Source organism: Candidatus Competibacteraceae bacterium, from assembly GCA_016699715.1.
Taxonomy (GTDB): Bacteria; Pseudomonadota; Gammaproteobacteria; order Competibacterales; family Competibacteraceae; genus Competibacter.
Genome location: CP065007.1, coordinates 101,155 through 114,322, shown reverse-complemented (window position 1 = coordinate 114,322; position 13,168 = coordinate 101,155). Strand labels below are relative to the sequence as shown.

Annotated in this window: 16 protein-coding genes; 3 read left to right on the top strand and 13 right to left on the bottom strand. The window is 60.4% G+C overall.

The window, feature by feature from the left end; translation table 11 throughout:
• Nucleotides 1–13 precede the first annotated feature (13 nt).
• The 5 genes from ccoN to IPM89_00535 form a co-directional block, all read right to left on the bottom strand.
• Nucleotides 14–1,462, bottom strand: coding sequence for a cytochrome-c oxidase, cbb3-type subunit I (ccoN, locus tag IPM89_00555; protein ID QQS54399.1), 1,449 nt, complete (start codon nucleotides 1,460–1,462; stop codon nucleotides 14–16).
• Nucleotides 1,463–1,666: 204 nt separating this feature from the next.
• Nucleotides 1,667–2,581, bottom strand: coding sequence for a protoheme IX farnesyltransferase (locus IPM89_00550; GenBank protein ID QQS55720.1), 915 nt, complete (start codon nucleotides 2,579–2,581; stop codon nucleotides 1,667–1,669).
• A complete protein-coding gene (locus IPM89_00545; GenBank protein QQS55721.1) occupies nucleotides 2,581–3,582 on the bottom strand; it encodes a COX15/CtaA family protein in 1,002 nt (333 codons plus the stop codon). The genes IPM89_00550 and IPM89_00545 overlap by 1 nt, the downstream gene beginning before the upstream one ends.
• Before the next feature lie 12 nt (nucleotides 3,583–3,594).
• Complete coding sequence (locus tag IPM89_00540; GenBank protein QQS54398.1) at nucleotides 3,595–4,218, bottom strand: cytochrome oxidase assembly protein; 624 nt, start codon at nucleotides 4,216–4,218, stop codon at nucleotides 3,595–3,597.
• A gap of 8 nt (nucleotides 4,219–4,226) precedes the next feature.
• On the bottom strand, nucleotides 4,227–4,958 hold the full coding sequence (locus IPM89_00535; GenBank protein QQS54397.1) for an SURF1 family protein: 732 nt from the start codon (nucleotides 4,956–4,958) through the stop codon (nucleotides 4,227–4,229).
• Nucleotides 4,959–5,058: 100 nt separating this feature from the next.
• Here IPM89_00535 and IPM89_00530 point away from each other — a divergent pair, with 100 nt between their 5' ends.
• Nucleotides 5,059–5,265 carry a twin transmembrane helix small protein gene (locus IPM89_00530; protein QQS54396.1) on the top strand — a complete coding sequence of 69 codons (207 nt, stop codon included), beginning with the start codon at nucleotides 5,059–5,061 and terminating at the stop codon, nucleotides 5,263–5,265.
• 16 nt (nucleotides 5,266–5,281) lie between these two features.
• Here IPM89_00530 and IPM89_00525 read toward each other — a convergent pair whose 3' ends face one another.
• The 8 genes from IPM89_00525 to bioH all read right to left on the bottom strand — a co-directional run bounded on the left by IPM89_00525 (nucleotide 5,282) and on the right by bioH (nucleotide 11,809).
• Nucleotides 5,282–6,154 (bottom strand): cytochrome c oxidase subunit 3, encoded by an 873-nt coding sequence (locus IPM89_00525; GenBank protein QQS54395.1) that lies wholly within the window; start codon nucleotides 6,152–6,154, stop codon nucleotides 5,282–5,284.
• A gap of 55 nt (nucleotides 6,155–6,209) precedes the next feature.
• Entirely contained in the window at nucleotides 6,210–6,761 is a 552-nt protein-coding gene (locus tag IPM89_00520; GenBank protein ID QQS55719.1) for a cytochrome c oxidase assembly protein, read from the bottom strand.
• Between the two features lie 19 nt (nucleotides 6,762–6,780).
• Nucleotides 6,781–6,933: a hypothetical protein gene (locus IPM89_00515; GenBank protein ID QQS54394.1), complete on the bottom strand. Its 153-nt coding sequence runs from the start codon at nucleotides 6,931–6,933 to the stop codon at nucleotides 6,781–6,783.
• Nucleotides 6,930–8,516: a cytochrome c oxidase subunit I gene (gene ctaD / locus IPM89_00510; GenBank protein QQS54393.1), complete on the bottom strand. Its 1,587-nt coding sequence runs from the start codon at nucleotides 8,514–8,516 to the stop codon at nucleotides 6,930–6,932. Before ctaD ends, IPM89_00515 begins: the two co-directional genes overlap by 4 nt.
• A complete protein-coding gene (gene coxB / locus IPM89_00505; protein ID QQS55718.1) occupies nucleotides 8,513–9,268 on the bottom strand; it encodes a cytochrome c oxidase subunit II in 756 nt (251 codons plus the stop codon). The genes ctaD and coxB overlap by 4 nt, the downstream gene beginning before the upstream one ends.
• 214 nt (nucleotides 9,269–9,482) lie before the next feature.
• Complete coding sequence (locus tag IPM89_00500) at nucleotides 9,483–9,920, bottom strand: DUF2244 domain-containing protein (GenBank protein ID QQS54392.1); 438 nt, start codon at nucleotides 9,918–9,920, stop codon at nucleotides 9,483–9,485.
• A 175-nt stretch (nucleotides 9,921–10,095) separates the two neighbouring features.
• Nucleotides 10,096–10,995 carry a malonyl-ACP O-methyltransferase BioC gene (bioC, locus tag IPM89_00495; protein QQS54391.1) on the bottom strand — a complete coding sequence of 300 codons (900 nt, stop codon included), beginning with the start codon at nucleotides 10,993–10,995 and terminating at the stop codon, nucleotides 10,096–10,098.
• Nucleotides 10,988–11,809: a pimeloyl-ACP methyl ester esterase BioH gene (gene bioH / locus IPM89_00490; GenBank protein ID QQS54390.1), complete on the bottom strand. Its 822-nt coding sequence runs from the start codon at nucleotides 11,807–11,809 to the stop codon at nucleotides 10,988–10,990. Before bioH ends, bioC begins: the two co-directional genes overlap by 8 nt.
• A 191-nt stretch (nucleotides 11,810–12,000) precedes the next feature.
• Here bioH and IPM89_00485 point away from each other — a divergent pair, with 191 nt between their 5' ends.
• Both IPM89_00485 and ureA read left to right on the top strand, forming a co-directional pair.
• Entirely contained in the window at nucleotides 12,001–12,840 is an 840-nt protein-coding gene (locus IPM89_00485) for an urease accessory protein UreD (protein QQS54389.1), read from the top strand.
• Nucleotides 12,841–12,858: 18 nt separating this feature from the next.
• Entirely contained in the window at nucleotides 12,859–13,161 is a 303-nt protein-coding gene (gene ureA, locus IPM89_00480) for an urease subunit gamma (GenBank protein QQS54388.1), read from the top strand.
• Nucleotides 13,162–13,168 lie beyond the last annotated feature (7 nt).

Here is a 13,168-nt window from a genome sequence, read left to right as displayed (position 1 = left end):
CGCTATCATCCGCTCAGGCTTTCGCCATTTTCGCGGCCAGCTTGGCCTCGATGGCCGCCTGCTCGCGCTGGGCCACCCGCAGGGTCATCACCATGTTGTAGACCATGACCAACACCCCGGCGACGAAGAACGCGCCGCCCAAGGCCCGCCACACATACGGGGTATGCATGAACTCGACCGTCTCGATGAAGGTGTAGGCCAGGTTGCCGTAGTCGTCGAAACTGCGCAGCATCAGTCCCTGGCCAATGCCGGCGACCCACATCGAAGTGATGTACAGCACGATGCCGATGGTGGCCAGCCAGAAGTGGACGTAGACCAGGGTCTGGCTATACATCTTGGCGCCCCACAAGCGCGGGATCAGGTGATAGAAAGAACCGAAGGTGACCAATGCCACCCAGCCCAGCGCGCCGGAATGCACATGGCCGATGGTCCAGTCAGTGTAGTGCGACAGGGCGTTGACGCTCTTCAACGACATCAGCGGACCTTCGAAGGTGGACATACCGTAGAACGACAGCGAGGTAATCAGGAACAACATGATCGGGTCGGAACGCAGTTTGTCCCAGGCACCCGAGAGGGTCATGATACCGTTGATCATGCCGCCCCAGGAGGGCATCAACAGCAGGATGGAGAAGGCCGCGGCCAGAGTCGAAACCCAATCGGGCAGTGAGGTCCAATGCAAATGGTGACCACCGGCCCACATATACAGGAAAATCAGCGCCCAAAAATGGATGATCGACAAGCGGTAGGAATAGACTGGCCGACCGGCCTGCTTGGGCACGAAGTAGTACATCATGCCGAGGAAGGCGGCGGTCAGGAAAAAGCCCACCGCGTTGTGACCGTACCACCACTGAGTCATGGCGTCCTGCACGCCGGCAAACAGGCTATAGGACTTGGTCAGGCTCACCGGCACCGCCAGGTTGTTGAAGATGTGCAACAGGGCGACGGCCAGAATGAACGCCAGATAGAACCAGTTAGCCACGTAGATATGCGGCTGGCTTCGGCGACGCAGGGTTTCCACGTAGACCGCGAAGTAGGATACCCAGACCAGCGTGATGGCGATGTCCAGCGGCCACTCAAATTCCGCGTATTCACGGGCCTGCGTGATGCCCAGCATGTAAGTCAACGCGCCCAGCGCCACACCGCCGGTCCAGCCCCAGAAAGTGAACTCGGCCAGCCAGGGAAAGGCCAGCCGCGCCTGGCAAGTCCGCTGGACCACGTAATAAGAGGTGGCAAACAGCGCGCTGCCGCCAAAACCGAAGATCACCAGTGTGGTGTGAACCGGACGCAGCCGGCCGAACGTCAGGGCGGGAATATCGAAATTAAGGAAGGGCCAGGCCAGTTCGCTGGCGATAAAAACGCCGACGCTCATGCCGAGCACCGCAAACACCATGGCCACGATGGTGAACTTGCGGACGATGTCGTAATTATATTGCTCGACCGGCAATGCTGAGCTTTGGGCCATCTCCAAGTCTCCTTAGCAAGCCATAAGTTAGAAGCTTTTCGGGTGTTTTCCGATGCTTATCATTGTTGTGGAAGTGGGTCCAGTGGGTCTGGACGGCGGTCTATTCTACTAATGAGCAAAGGGTTTATTCAATCAGCATTAGCTAATATTACGAAAAATAACCGGTCTTGGGGACCCAACCTTGGGAAGCGGCTTGTTTCGGAGCTAGAGCCACTCGAACAGAAGGGAGGAGTAGTGGTCCAGCATCAGCGCGGCGAACAACCCGAACAGATAAACGATGGAAAACCCGAATGTCGGCAGCGCGAGCCGATCGTCGCCGGTCGCGAACAAGCGGGCCGCATAACTGAGAAAACGGATGCCCAACAGGACGGCGCCAGCCAAGTAAATCCAGCCGCTCATGCCGGTCAGGAAGGGTAGCAATGTGACCAGAAACAGCAGAATGGTATACAGCAGAATGTGTAACCGGGTGAAAGCGACACCGTGCGTCACCGGCAACATGGGGATGTCGGCGTCGGCATAATCGCGGCGGCGATGGATCGCCAACGCCCAGAAATGCGGGGGGGTCCAGACGTAGATGATCAAAAACAGCAGCAGCGCGCCCGAATCGACCTGACCGGTCACCGCCGTCCAGCCCAGTAGCGGCGGGGCCGCGCCGGCCGCGCCGCCGATGACGATGTTCTGCGGCGTCGCCCGTTTGAGGAACAAGGTGTAAACCACCGCATAACCGATCAACGAGATAAAAGTCAGCACCGCCGTCAATGGGTTGGTGAACGCCAACAGCAAAGCCAAACCCAGCGTGCCGATGGCCAGGGCGAAGCTCAGCACCTGCCATGCCTCCAACTGGCCGCTGGGCAAAGGCCGGCGACAGGTACGCATCATGATGGCGTCCACCCGCCGATCCACCAGATGGTTGATGGCGGCGGCGGAGCCGGCCATCAGCGCGATACCGCTTGACCCGAACAGCAGGATCGGCCACGGAACCATCGTCGGGGTCGCCAGCAACATGCCAACCATCGCGGTGAACGTAATCAGGGCAACCACTCGCGGCTTGGTCAGTTCCAGATAGTCTCGCCCATGGCGGCGGAATCCAGCACGCAGGGTCTGAATAGTGGTGGACATCATCGGGCGGTTTCCGGCCGGAGCAAATAATTAAGCGTCACCAACGCCAGCAACAGCAACGCGGCACCGCCGTTGTGGGCAACCGCCACCGGCAGCGGCAGCCGCATCAGCACATTGGCGATTCCGAGGCCGAGTTGGACACAGAGCAAAACCGCGATCGCCAAACCGATCATCCGCAGGTTTCGACTTCGGGATGGAGCCAGCAACCGCCAGACGAGCCAACCGAGATAGAGCAGCACCGCCAAGGCACCCAGACGGTGCATCATATGAATGGTCACCCGGGCATCGTTACCCAGCACACCACCTTCGTAGGAAATCCCCAGTCCTCGCCACAGGGTGAACGCCTCCCGGAAATCCAGCGGCGGCCACCAGTGAGCTTGGCAGGTCGGAAAATCCGGGCAAGCCAGCGCGGCGTAATTGGCGCTGGTCCAACCGCCCAGTGCAATCTGCCCCACCAGCAGCAGCAATCCCAGCGCGGCAAAACCCCGCAGTGCCCGATCGCCGACAGTCAGCGGGTCACTTGTCCCGTAGCGACCCTGCCGTAAAACCAGCCAGGCCAGCAGGCTCAACGTTGTCAGGCCGCCCAGCAGGTGCGCCATGACCACCACCGGTTTCAGCTGCCAGGTTACCGTCCACATGCCGAGCAGCGCCTGAAAGACGACCAACCCCAGCAAGGCCAGCGGTAGTGCGACCGGCTGACCTGGCTCGCGCCGCCGACGCCAGGCCAGAACCGCCAACGCCAGAATCAACAACCCCAGGGTGCCGGCAAAATAACGGTGGATCATTTCTTTCCATGCCTTGTCAGGCTCCACCGGCCGATGAGGATAAACCGCATTGGCCGCGGCGATCTGTTCGACTTGGTCCGGCACATCCAGGTGCCCGTAGCACCCAGGCCAGTCCGGACAGCCCAGACCGGCATCCGACAGCCGCACATAGGCACCCAGCACCACCACTACGAAGGTCAGCGCCAACGTGACCCAAGCCAAACGCAGGAAAGTCATTGACCGCATGTGTCATCCAATCTCGGATAAGCGCAGCAACCGTTTCAGATCCTTGAGTATGCCGCTCGGATCGACCGTAATCGGGTAGCGCATCAGCAGGTTGCCCAGCGGATCCAGCAAATAGACCCAATCGCCGGACAGCCTCGGCTGGCCGAACGCTTCGGGCAGGGAGTTTCGGATCTTGGCGTCGGCCCAACCCAGCAGCATGGCTGCGTGTTCGGTGCTCAGCCACCGGCGCAATCCATCCTCGGGCATTGTATCCAACAGCAACAGGGTGACTACCCGGCTCATATCCTTGCCCAGCGCCAAGCGTACTTGCCGCATGTCGTATAGAGCGGTTTGGCAGCGCGAATCGCATTGCTCGGCCGAACCGAGATAAACCAGTGCCCAGCGGCCCCGCAACGTCGCGTTGTCGACGCGATTTTTCTCCGCCAGATCAAACCGCAAGTTCAGGGGATGCGCCGGATCCAGCAATTCACCGTGCTGCACGGAACCCGCGGGCCGCCAATGGTCAACCAGCAACCAGGCAGTCACCAGCGGCAGCGCAAAACAGGCAACGACCAACAGCAGGAACAACCGCTGCCGCCAAGACGCTGGACTTGAAGGGGGATTGACTGAAACCGAATCGACACTCATCGCAGGGCTCATTCCGAACGCGGCAACCGGCGCACGCTGGCAAAGATGTAAAGAATAATCAAGGCCACCGCCAAAGCAAACCATTGTACGGCATAACCGCGATGGCGTTCCGGTCCAAAACCGCCGAACTGGGGTCGCCAGTCACGCCAGTAGCCTCCTGGGGCTTCCGGAACCAGAAGAATCACCGCCGGTTGCAACGGATATCCGAGGATTGCGGATAATCGTTGGTAATCGACATAAGGCACCACTCGCGGCCAGTGCTGGTCAGCTCCAGCCGCATCGCCCAAGCGCAAGCCCGGGGACGGAGGCTGCGCCAGCCAACCGCCGATGGTTATGTCGTCCGTGGACGCTCCGATATCCGGCAACACTTGCCGGGACTCTCCCAGCGGCACCCAACCACGGTCGATCAGGATAGCGTCTCCAGCCATTCGCAGTGGAGTCAGCACATGGTAACCCGGCTGACCGTCATGCACCTGGTTATCCAGCAGCATTTGATGCGCGCCGTCGTAACGACCGCTAGCGACCACATGGAGGTAACGATTGCTGGAATCGGCGGGGTCGACTCCGGTCAGATCCACCGGCGGCTGTGCAAACCGCTTGGCGAAAGTGGTCTGAAGTTCCGCTTTCTGCGCCGCTCGGTCCAGCTGCCAGTAACCCAACATCAGCAACACGGGCAACAACAAGAGCACGGCGATGGTGGACGCGCGGCCCGGACAGAAATGCCATGCTCCAAATCGCATTCCGCGTCAAACCCTCGCTGTGGGACGCGCCGTCAATGGCTCGCCCGTTTCGGGTATACTCGCGACAATTATCCCCTCCCCGACCGGAACAGCGCCATCCATGATATTCAAGATCATCGTCATCCTCATTCTGCTGATGATTCTCGCTAGTCTGGGGTCCGGGTTGGTCTTCCTGATTCGCGATGGAGGGCGGCGCAGCCCCCGCACGGTCAAGGCGCTGACCGTGCGGATCGTGCTATCGATCGGGTTGTTCGTCCTACTGATGCTGGCCTACGCCACCGGGATCATTTCCCCGCATGGCCTGTAGCCGGAAACACCGCGACTTACAACCAATAGACGAAGATAAACAATCCCAGCCAAACCACATCCACGAAGTGCCAGTACCAAGCCGCCGCCTCAAAGGCAAAATGCCGCTGCGGGGTGAAGTGTCCAGCCAAACTACGAAATAGCATCACCGCCAGAATGATCGCCCCAATGGTCACGTGCAAACCGTGAAATCCGGTGATCATGAAGAAGGTGGACCCATAGATACCGCTACCCAGGGTCAGGTGCAAGGCATGGTAGGCATGGCTGTATTCGTAGGCCTGAAGGCAAAGGAACAGCACGCCCAAAGCGACTGTCGCCGCCAAGCCTTTCAGCAATTGCGAGCGATTCTCCTCGATCAGTCCCCAATGCGCCCAAGTGAGCGTCGCGCCACTGCTGAGCAGGATCAGGGTGTTGATGGCCGGTAATCCCCAAGGATGCATCGGCGCGAAGAAACCACCGACATCACTCGGCCCGTTGGTGGGCCAAACCGCTTCGTAGCCGGACCAGAGCAGGCCGTGGGTCAGCACGCCGTGGTTGGTTTCCCCGCCCAGCCACGGTACCGAATAGGTGCGTGCGTAAAACAGGGCGCCGAAGAATGCCGCGAAGAACATCACTTCGGAAAAGATGAACCAGCCCATTCCCCAGCGGAAGGATCGGTCCATCTGGTCACTGTAAAGCCCCTTCTCGCTCTCGCGGACCACCGTGCTGAACCAGCCGAACATGGTGATCACAATGAGTGCAAACCCGGTCAGCAGCAGCGTGCTGCCCCCTCCATTCAGCAGCGTGGCCCCACCCAACATCAATGTAAACAGACTGATGGTGGCAATGATTGGCCAGTGGCTTTGTGTGGGTACGTAATAGTGGTCTGGCGCATGCTCCGCGTGCGTCATTGGCATCTCCCCCTTATCAGGTATGGCATTCATTATGCAGTCGGGTGATCGTCCATCAACCGCCCGCGTCGTCAATTCTGAAAAAAGTATAGGACAGCGTCACCGTGCGCACGTCGGGCGGCAAATCTGGATCGATGCGAAATGTGACCGGCATCTGCCTGCTCTCTCCGGCCTGGAATCGCTGGTGGTTGAAGCAGAAGCACTCGATCTTCTGAAAATGCGATGCCGCCAATCCCGGCGCAACGCTAGGTATCGCCTGACCGGTCATCGGCTGGTTGGCCAGATTCTTGGCCCAGAAATGGGTCTGGTAGAACCGACCGGGATGCACCTGCATGTGAGTGACCTGCGGCGCGAATTCCCACGGCGCGCCCAAGTTCAAGCTGGCGACGAACTCCACGGTCACCGTGCGCGATTCATCGACCTTCATCGGCTCCACCACCGCCACCGCGCGGCCATCCGTCTTGCCGTTCAAGCCGGTGACCTGGCACAGCACATCGTACAGCGGCACCAGCGCGAAACCGAAACCAAACATCGCCGCCGTTAACAAAAGCAGGCGTCGCACCATCCGCCGATTGGCAACCGCCAAGCCCGCTTCCCGGGTTTCCATCGTCATCGCCCCTCCATGATCAAGAAGAGACCGCCATCATCAAAATGAAGCCAATGTAGAACACCGCGGCCAGCACGGCCAGCGCAAGCGCCGTGCGGCCAACCCGCGCGGCACGATCGTTGGCGCCGACGGATTTGGCCGCGTTTTTTGGCTCTGCTTGCACGCTGCTCACTTGATTTCTGGCGCGGTGGTGAAGGTGTGGTACGGTGGCGGCGAACTCAGGGTCCATTCCAAACCCTCCGCGCCTTCCCAAACCTGATCCGTCGCCTTCGCGCCACCGCGAATGGTCTGGATGACGTTATAGAGGAAGAACAGTTGCGAGAAACCGAACAGGAACGCGCCGACCGTGGATACCATGTTGAACTCGGTAAACTGCAAGGCGTAGTCGGGGATACGGCGCGGCATGCCGGCCAACCCCAGGAAATGTTGCGGGAAGAACAACACATTGACCCCGATCACCGACAGCCAGAAGTGCAGCTTGCCTAGTGTCTCGTTGTACATGTGGCCGGTCCACTTCGGCAACCAGTAATAAGCCCCGGCCATGATTGAGAACACCGCGCCCGGCACCAGCACATAGTGGAAGTGCGCCACCACGAAATAGGTGTCCTGGTACTGGAAATCGGCCGGCGCGATCGCCAGCATCAGCCCGGAGAAACCGCCGATCGTGAACAAAATCACGAAGGCGATGGCGAACAGCATCGGTGTTTCGAAGGTCATCGAGCCCCGCCACATGGTCGAGATCCAGTTGAACACCTTTACTCCAGTCGGCACCGCGATCAGCATGGTCGCGTACATGAAAAACAGTTCGCCAGCCAGCGGCATCCCCACCGTGAACATGTGATGCGCCCAGACGATGAAGGACAGAAAGGCGATCGAGGCAGTCGCATACACCATCGAGGCGTAACCGAACAACGGCTTGCGGGCAAAAGTCGGGATAATCTGCGAGATGATCCCGAATGCCGGCAGAATCATGATGTAAACCTCGGGATGGCCGAAAAACCAGAAGATATGCTGGAACATCACCGGGTCGCCACCACCGGCGGCGTTGAAGAATGAGGTACCGAAAAACTTGTCGGTCAGTAGCATGGTCACCGCACCGGCCAACACCGGCATCACCGCGATCAGCAGGAACGCGGTGATCAGCCAGGTCCACACGAACAGCGGCATCTTCATCAGGGTCATGCCAGGCGCGCGCAGGTTGAGAATGGTGGCGATGATGTTGATCGCGCCCATGATCGAGGAGGCGCCCATCATGTGGATCGCCAGGATCACGAACGGAAAAGCGCTACCGGTCTGCAACACCAGCGGCGGATACAGGGTCCAACCACCGGCCGGGCCGCCACCGGGCATGAACAACGTGGATAGCAGCAGCGTGAAAGCGAACGGCATGATCCAGAACGACCAGTTGTTCATGCGCGGCAGCGCCATGTCCGGCGCGCCGACCATCATCGGGAGCAGCCAGTTGGCCAGCCCGACAAAAGCAGGCATCACCGCGCCGAAGATCATCACCAGCGCGTGCAGGGTAGTCATCTGGTTAAAGAAGTGTGGATCGACAATTTGCAGGCCCGGCTGGAACAACTCAGCGCGGATCACCAGCGCCATCGCGCCGCCGATAAAAAACATCATCAAGGAAAACAGCAGGTAAAGCGTGCCGATATCCTTGTGATTAGTGGTCAACAACCAGCGGCTCAGGCCGTGCGCCGGTCCGTGATCATGATCGTGATCATGATCGGTGGTATGCGATGCCGTGCTCATAGAGTCTGACCTCCAGGAACGATGGGGGAGCGCGAGTCGTTTTGCGCGGTTTGCGGGGTTGCATCTTTCTTCATCTGCTCCAGCCATTGCTGGAACTCCGCCTCGGGCACGGCCTTGACCACGATCGGCATAAAGCCGTGATCCCTGCCGCACAGTTCGGCGCACTGGCCGCGGTAGATACCCGGTTTCTCGATCTGCGTCCAGACCTCATTGATGAATCCGGGAATCGCATCTTTTTTCCAGCCCAATTCCGGTACCCACCAGGAATGAATCACATCGGCGGCGGTGGTCAGGATGCGCACCTTTTTGCCGACCGGCAACACTAATGGATTGTCTACCTCCAGCAGATAATGCTCGCCCTTGGCGGCGAGATTGCGGATCTGGGCCTGGGGGGTGGAAAGCGTACTGAAGAACTTGACGCCATCGTCCAGATAGTCGTATTGCCAACGCCACTGATAGCCGGTGACCTTGACCGTCAGTTCGGCATCGCGGGCGTCGTACATACGAACCAAGGTGCCGGTGGCGGGAACCGCCATGCCGATCAGAATCAGCATCGGGACAATCGTCCACAACACTTCGACCAAGGTGCTCTCGTGGAACTGAGCAGGCACCGCGCCGCGCGATTTGCGGTGGTGATAGATTGACCAGAACATGACTCCGAACACCACGATGCCGATGGCCACGCAAACCCAGAAGATCAGCATGTGCAGATCGTAAACATCATGGCTGATGGTGGTGACGCCCCGCGGCATGTTCAAGGTCAAATCGGCGCGCGCGCCCATGCTCCACGCCAACAATAGTGCTGCACTCAAGGCGATACCGCCTCCGTGCGCGATGCGACTGGTTGCCATACTCCTCCTCATCCGGATAGTTTGACGCGCCCGGTCTTGCGGATGCCGGCGGCGTCTGGTGTAAAACGCACAAAACAGCCGGATTGACTCCGACTGTATCAAAAGGTAGAGAGATTTATGGATTGGCGCGAAGGCAACGGCTTAGTTCCCGGGCCAACTCGCACCGTTCTTCTTCGATCAGAAAACGACCAACCTCGACAACCCGACCTTGGGCACGGATCTGCAAGCGGCTCGGATACCAGCGCCGGGGACAATCCGTCAGCACTACCCGCGCCCAATGCCGGGTCAGCACCCAGCTCTGCTGGGGACGTCGCCGCCCCCGTTCGATCCGGATGCTGTCCGCCGCAACGCAGATCACTTCGCATTCATGACAGCGACAGGTCACGTAGTACAGCCCGATCCCCACCGCCAGCAGTTCCAGACCGGCGAACGGCAACACCAGCCAGAACCCCATGGCGACCAGAGGAGCCACCAGCATCAGGGTCACCAGGCACAAACCGCCGAACACCCCCAGATTTTGCCGCCACGATAGCGATCGGTTGGGACGAAGCACATAACAATATTGGCACTCTGCCATACCGCTCTCGACCGCGACCATAATTCGGCAATTCCCCTGCTTTGCCTTGCCTTATTAACAAGTAACGGGATACGCGGCTCTTGTCAATACCCTTGCCTAAAACTAGGGATTTGTACGTTAAGAGATGCTGCAAAGACGGCGAGATCCGGGTTCAGTCTTCTTTCCAGCCGCGGTGGCGCAATTGCGATAACGGGAATACCGCCGGACTCGCCGTCCGAGCGCGCGACGGGCTGGAGAGCGGTCCCCAGGCATGGCCATAAACCACCTCACAGGTGACTGGCAGCAGACCATCGGGGCGGCGATATCGTTCGTAGCTCTCCCGCATGGCTCGCATCCGCCTCCTGCTCGTCAGGCCGCGGGGTCGGCCGGCGGTTACATTGCCAGCACCGAGCGCCCTGAGGTCGTTGATCAGCCCATCCACATCCCGATAGGTGAGCGTCAGCCGTTCGGTATCCATCACCGGTTCGGCCAGACGGGTCCGCATCAGGGCATCACCGATATCGTGCATATCGAAAAAAGCGTTGACATGGTGATAAGCATCGGCGGCTGCCCAACTACGGCGCAGTTCGAGCAGAGTATCGGGTCCCAGCGTGCTGAACAGCAGCACACCGCCCGGCTTGAGCACCCGTTGAAACTCGGCGAACACGCGGTCCAGATCCAGCGTCCATTGCAGGGCGAGGTTGGAAAAAATTAAATCGCAACTGGCGTCGGCCAGCGGCAGTGCTTCGGCTTCGCCGACCACGCCGCGCAAGGTACGCAGCCAGGGCGCGCGTTTTCGGGCGGCCGCCACCATGGCCGGCGCCAGTTCCAGTCCGATCACCCGCGCCTTGCGATATTTCTTCAACAACATCGCCGTGATCGCCCCGGTTCCGCAACCGATATCGATGATCGATTCGGGCTTCAGCTTGATCAGGTCCAGCCGTTCCAGCAGCCGACCACCGATCTCGCGTTGCAAAAAAGCAGCTTGGTCGTAGCTGGCCGCCGCCCGCTCGAATGCCCGGCGCAGCCGCTTCCGGTCGAGTGTAAAGGGGCTATCGGAAGGTTCATGCATCGAGAAACGCCCGCAGTTCGGCCACGAATTCCGGCAAGTGCGAAAAGAACGGCGCGTGACCAGCGCGGGGAAAGACATGCAGGCGCGCGTCCGGCAGCACATCCCGCATGGCTTCGCCGGCCGCCGCCGGCACCAGTTGGTCGCGCTGCCCCATCAACAGCAGGATCGGACAGGCGATGCGCGGTAACTCGGCGCGCAGGTCGCTGGTTTCGAGCATCGTCAGCCCATCTTCCAGCGCCGCCACGTCCGGCTGTCCGTGCTGGAACAGCATGGCCTTAAGGCGGTGTAATTGCGCGCTTGCATGTTCGCTGCCGTGCACCTCCAGGGCGATGAAGCGCTTGAGCACGGCCTGGTGGTCCTGCCGCAACTCCTCCGCAAAGCGGTGCAATACCGACCGGGCAATGCCGCGCGACCAGTCGGGTCGTTGCACGAAACAGGGCGTGCTGTTGACCAGCACCAACCGACTGACCCGCTCCGGGGCAGCCAGCGCCACCTGTTGCGCGACCAACCCACCCAGCGACCAACCTACCCAGGCGGCCGGCGCCGGCGTCGCCGTCGCCAGCGCGGAAGCCAGATCGTTCAGGGCATGACCGGCAGCCGTCGACCGGCTGTAGCCATGCCCCGGCAAGTCCAATAGGGTCACCCGATAGTGATCGAGCAGAGATTCCACTACGTCTTCCCAGACGCCGGAATGCATGCCCCAGCCATGCACCAGCACCACATCCGGCCCGGTCCCGATGGTTTCGGTGTAGAGCGAGGATGCCATGGGGCTCGTTTCCGACACCCCATCGCCATCAACGGATAAGTTCATCATGCGGGTTGTTCCAAGCGTTCAAGCCTCCAAGTTAGCGACCCTGCCCCGTAAGCAACACCCGATCCGACCCGATGCCGGCCGTATCGAACGGGGACCGCAATCACCATACCGGGTTCAGCGGGTTCGGTGCGATTTCCGGCGGGAGGCTACAATGCCCACCATTCCGCCGATCTGAGCTATCGCATGGTGCCATGACTTCGACCGCATCCGCCACGGGCTGGCAAGCCCATCTAACCCTCGGTTTTCAGCGCCAGGCCCAGCGCACCATTCTAGGGCAATGCGCGCATCGCGGCCCTTTGCAAGTGCAACGGCCGTTCTATCCCGAAGGAAAAGCTGTCTGTCACGTTGCGATTCTTCATCCCCCCGGCGGTGTGGTCGGCGGCGATCAACTGCGGATCGATGCTACTCTCGATCCGGGCACCCATGCGCTGCTGACCACCCCGGCCGCCGGCAAATTTTACCGCAGCGCGGGTCCGTTCGCCCGACAACTCCAACACTTGACCGTCGCCACCGGGGCGACGCTGGAATGGTTGCCTCAGGAAAACATCATCTACCAAGGCGCCCGGATACACGCCTCGACCCGGATCGACTTACAGGGCAATGCGCGCTTTCTGGGTTGGGAAATCCTCTGCCTGGGCCGACCGGCGGCTGGCGAGCGGTTTGAATACGGCGAATGCCGGCAGAATTTCGAACTATGGCGCGATGGCGAACCGCTCTATCTGGAGCACGGCCGCTATACTGGTGGAGACCCGGCGCTCACCGCTCACTGGGGACTGCAAGGTCAACCGGCCAGCGCCACCCTGCTCGCCGCCGGTTCGCCGCCGGGTCTGGTTGACGATGTGCGCGCCGCCCTGGAGCCGGCCGCTGGCGAGGCCAGGGTATCCGTCAGTCAGTTGGACGGCGTGCTGGTGTGTCGCTATCTGGGTCCATCGGCGACCATGGCCCGCCAGCTTCTGACCCTGGCATGGAGCTTGCTCAGACCGGCGCTATTGGACCGTCCGCCCTGCCCTTCCCGTTTCTGGACCACCTGACCTCGTGCGAGAACGTTCATGGAACTCACGCCCCGCGAAAAAGACAAGCTGCTGCTGTTCACCGCCGGCCTGCTGGCGGAACGGCGCAAGGCCAAGGGCCTGAAACTCAACTATCCGGAAGCCGTCGCCTATATTTCCTGTGCCCTGCTGGAAGGCGCGCGGGAGGGTAAGAGTGTGGCGGAACTGATGAGCCACGGCCGTACCCTGCTGAGCCGCGACGACGTGATGGAAGGCGTCCCGGAGATGGTCCCCGACGTGCAGATCGAGGCTACTTTTCCGGACGGCACCAAACTGGTCACCGTGCACCACCCGATTCCCTGAGGAGAAC

Coding starts and splice junctions, on each gene's coding strand:
- coxB (QQS55718.1), bottom strand. CDS start 9,268: ATGCCGCGGGGCGTCACCACCATCAGCCATGATGTTTACGATCTGCAC.
- bioC (QQS54391.1), bottom strand. CDS start 10,995: ATGCATGAACCTTCCGATAGCCCCTTTACACTCGACCGGAAGCGGCTG.
- ctaD (QQS54393.1), bottom strand. CDS start 8,516: ATGAGCACGGCATCGCATACCACCGATCATGATCACGATCATGATCAC.
- ureA (QQS54388.1), top strand. CDS start 12,859: ATGGAACTCACGCCCCGCGAAAAAGACAAGCTGCTGCTGTTCACCGCC.
- IPM89_00545 (QQS55721.1), bottom strand. CDS start 3,582: ATGACTTTCCTGCGTTTGGCTTGGGTCACGTTGGCGCTGACCTTCGTA.
- IPM89_00485 (QQS54389.1), top strand. CDS start 12,001: ATGACTTCGACCGCATCCGCCACGGGCTGGCAAGCCCATCTAACCCTC.
- bioH (QQS54390.1), bottom strand. CDS start 11,809: ATGATGAACTTATCCGTTGATGGCGATGGGGTGTCGGAAACGAGCCCC.
- IPM89_00530 (QQS54396.1), top strand. CDS start 5,059: ATGATATTCAAGATCATCGTCATCCTCATTCTGCTGATGATTCTCGCT.
- IPM89_00525 (QQS54395.1), bottom strand. CDS start 6,154: ATGACGCACGCGGAGCATGCGCCAGACCACTATTACGTACCCACACAA.
- IPM89_00535 (QQS54397.1), bottom strand. CDS start 4,958: ATGCGATTTGGAGCATGGCATTTCTGTCCGGGCCGCGCGTCCACCATC.
- ccoN (QQS54399.1), bottom strand. CDS start 1,462: ATGGCCCAAAGCTCAGCATTGCCGGTCGAGCAATATAATTACGACATC.
- IPM89_00550 (QQS55720.1), bottom strand. CDS start 2,581: ATGTCCACCACTATTCAGACCCTGCGTGCTGGATTCCGCCGCCATGGG.
- IPM89_00520 (QQS55719.1), bottom strand. CDS start 6,761: ATGGAAACCCGGGAAGCGGGCTTGGCGGTTGCCAATCGGCGGATGGTG.
- IPM89_00540 (QQS54398.1), bottom strand. CDS start 4,218: ATGAGTGTCGATTCGGTTTCAGTCAATCCCCCTTCAAGTCCAGCGTCT.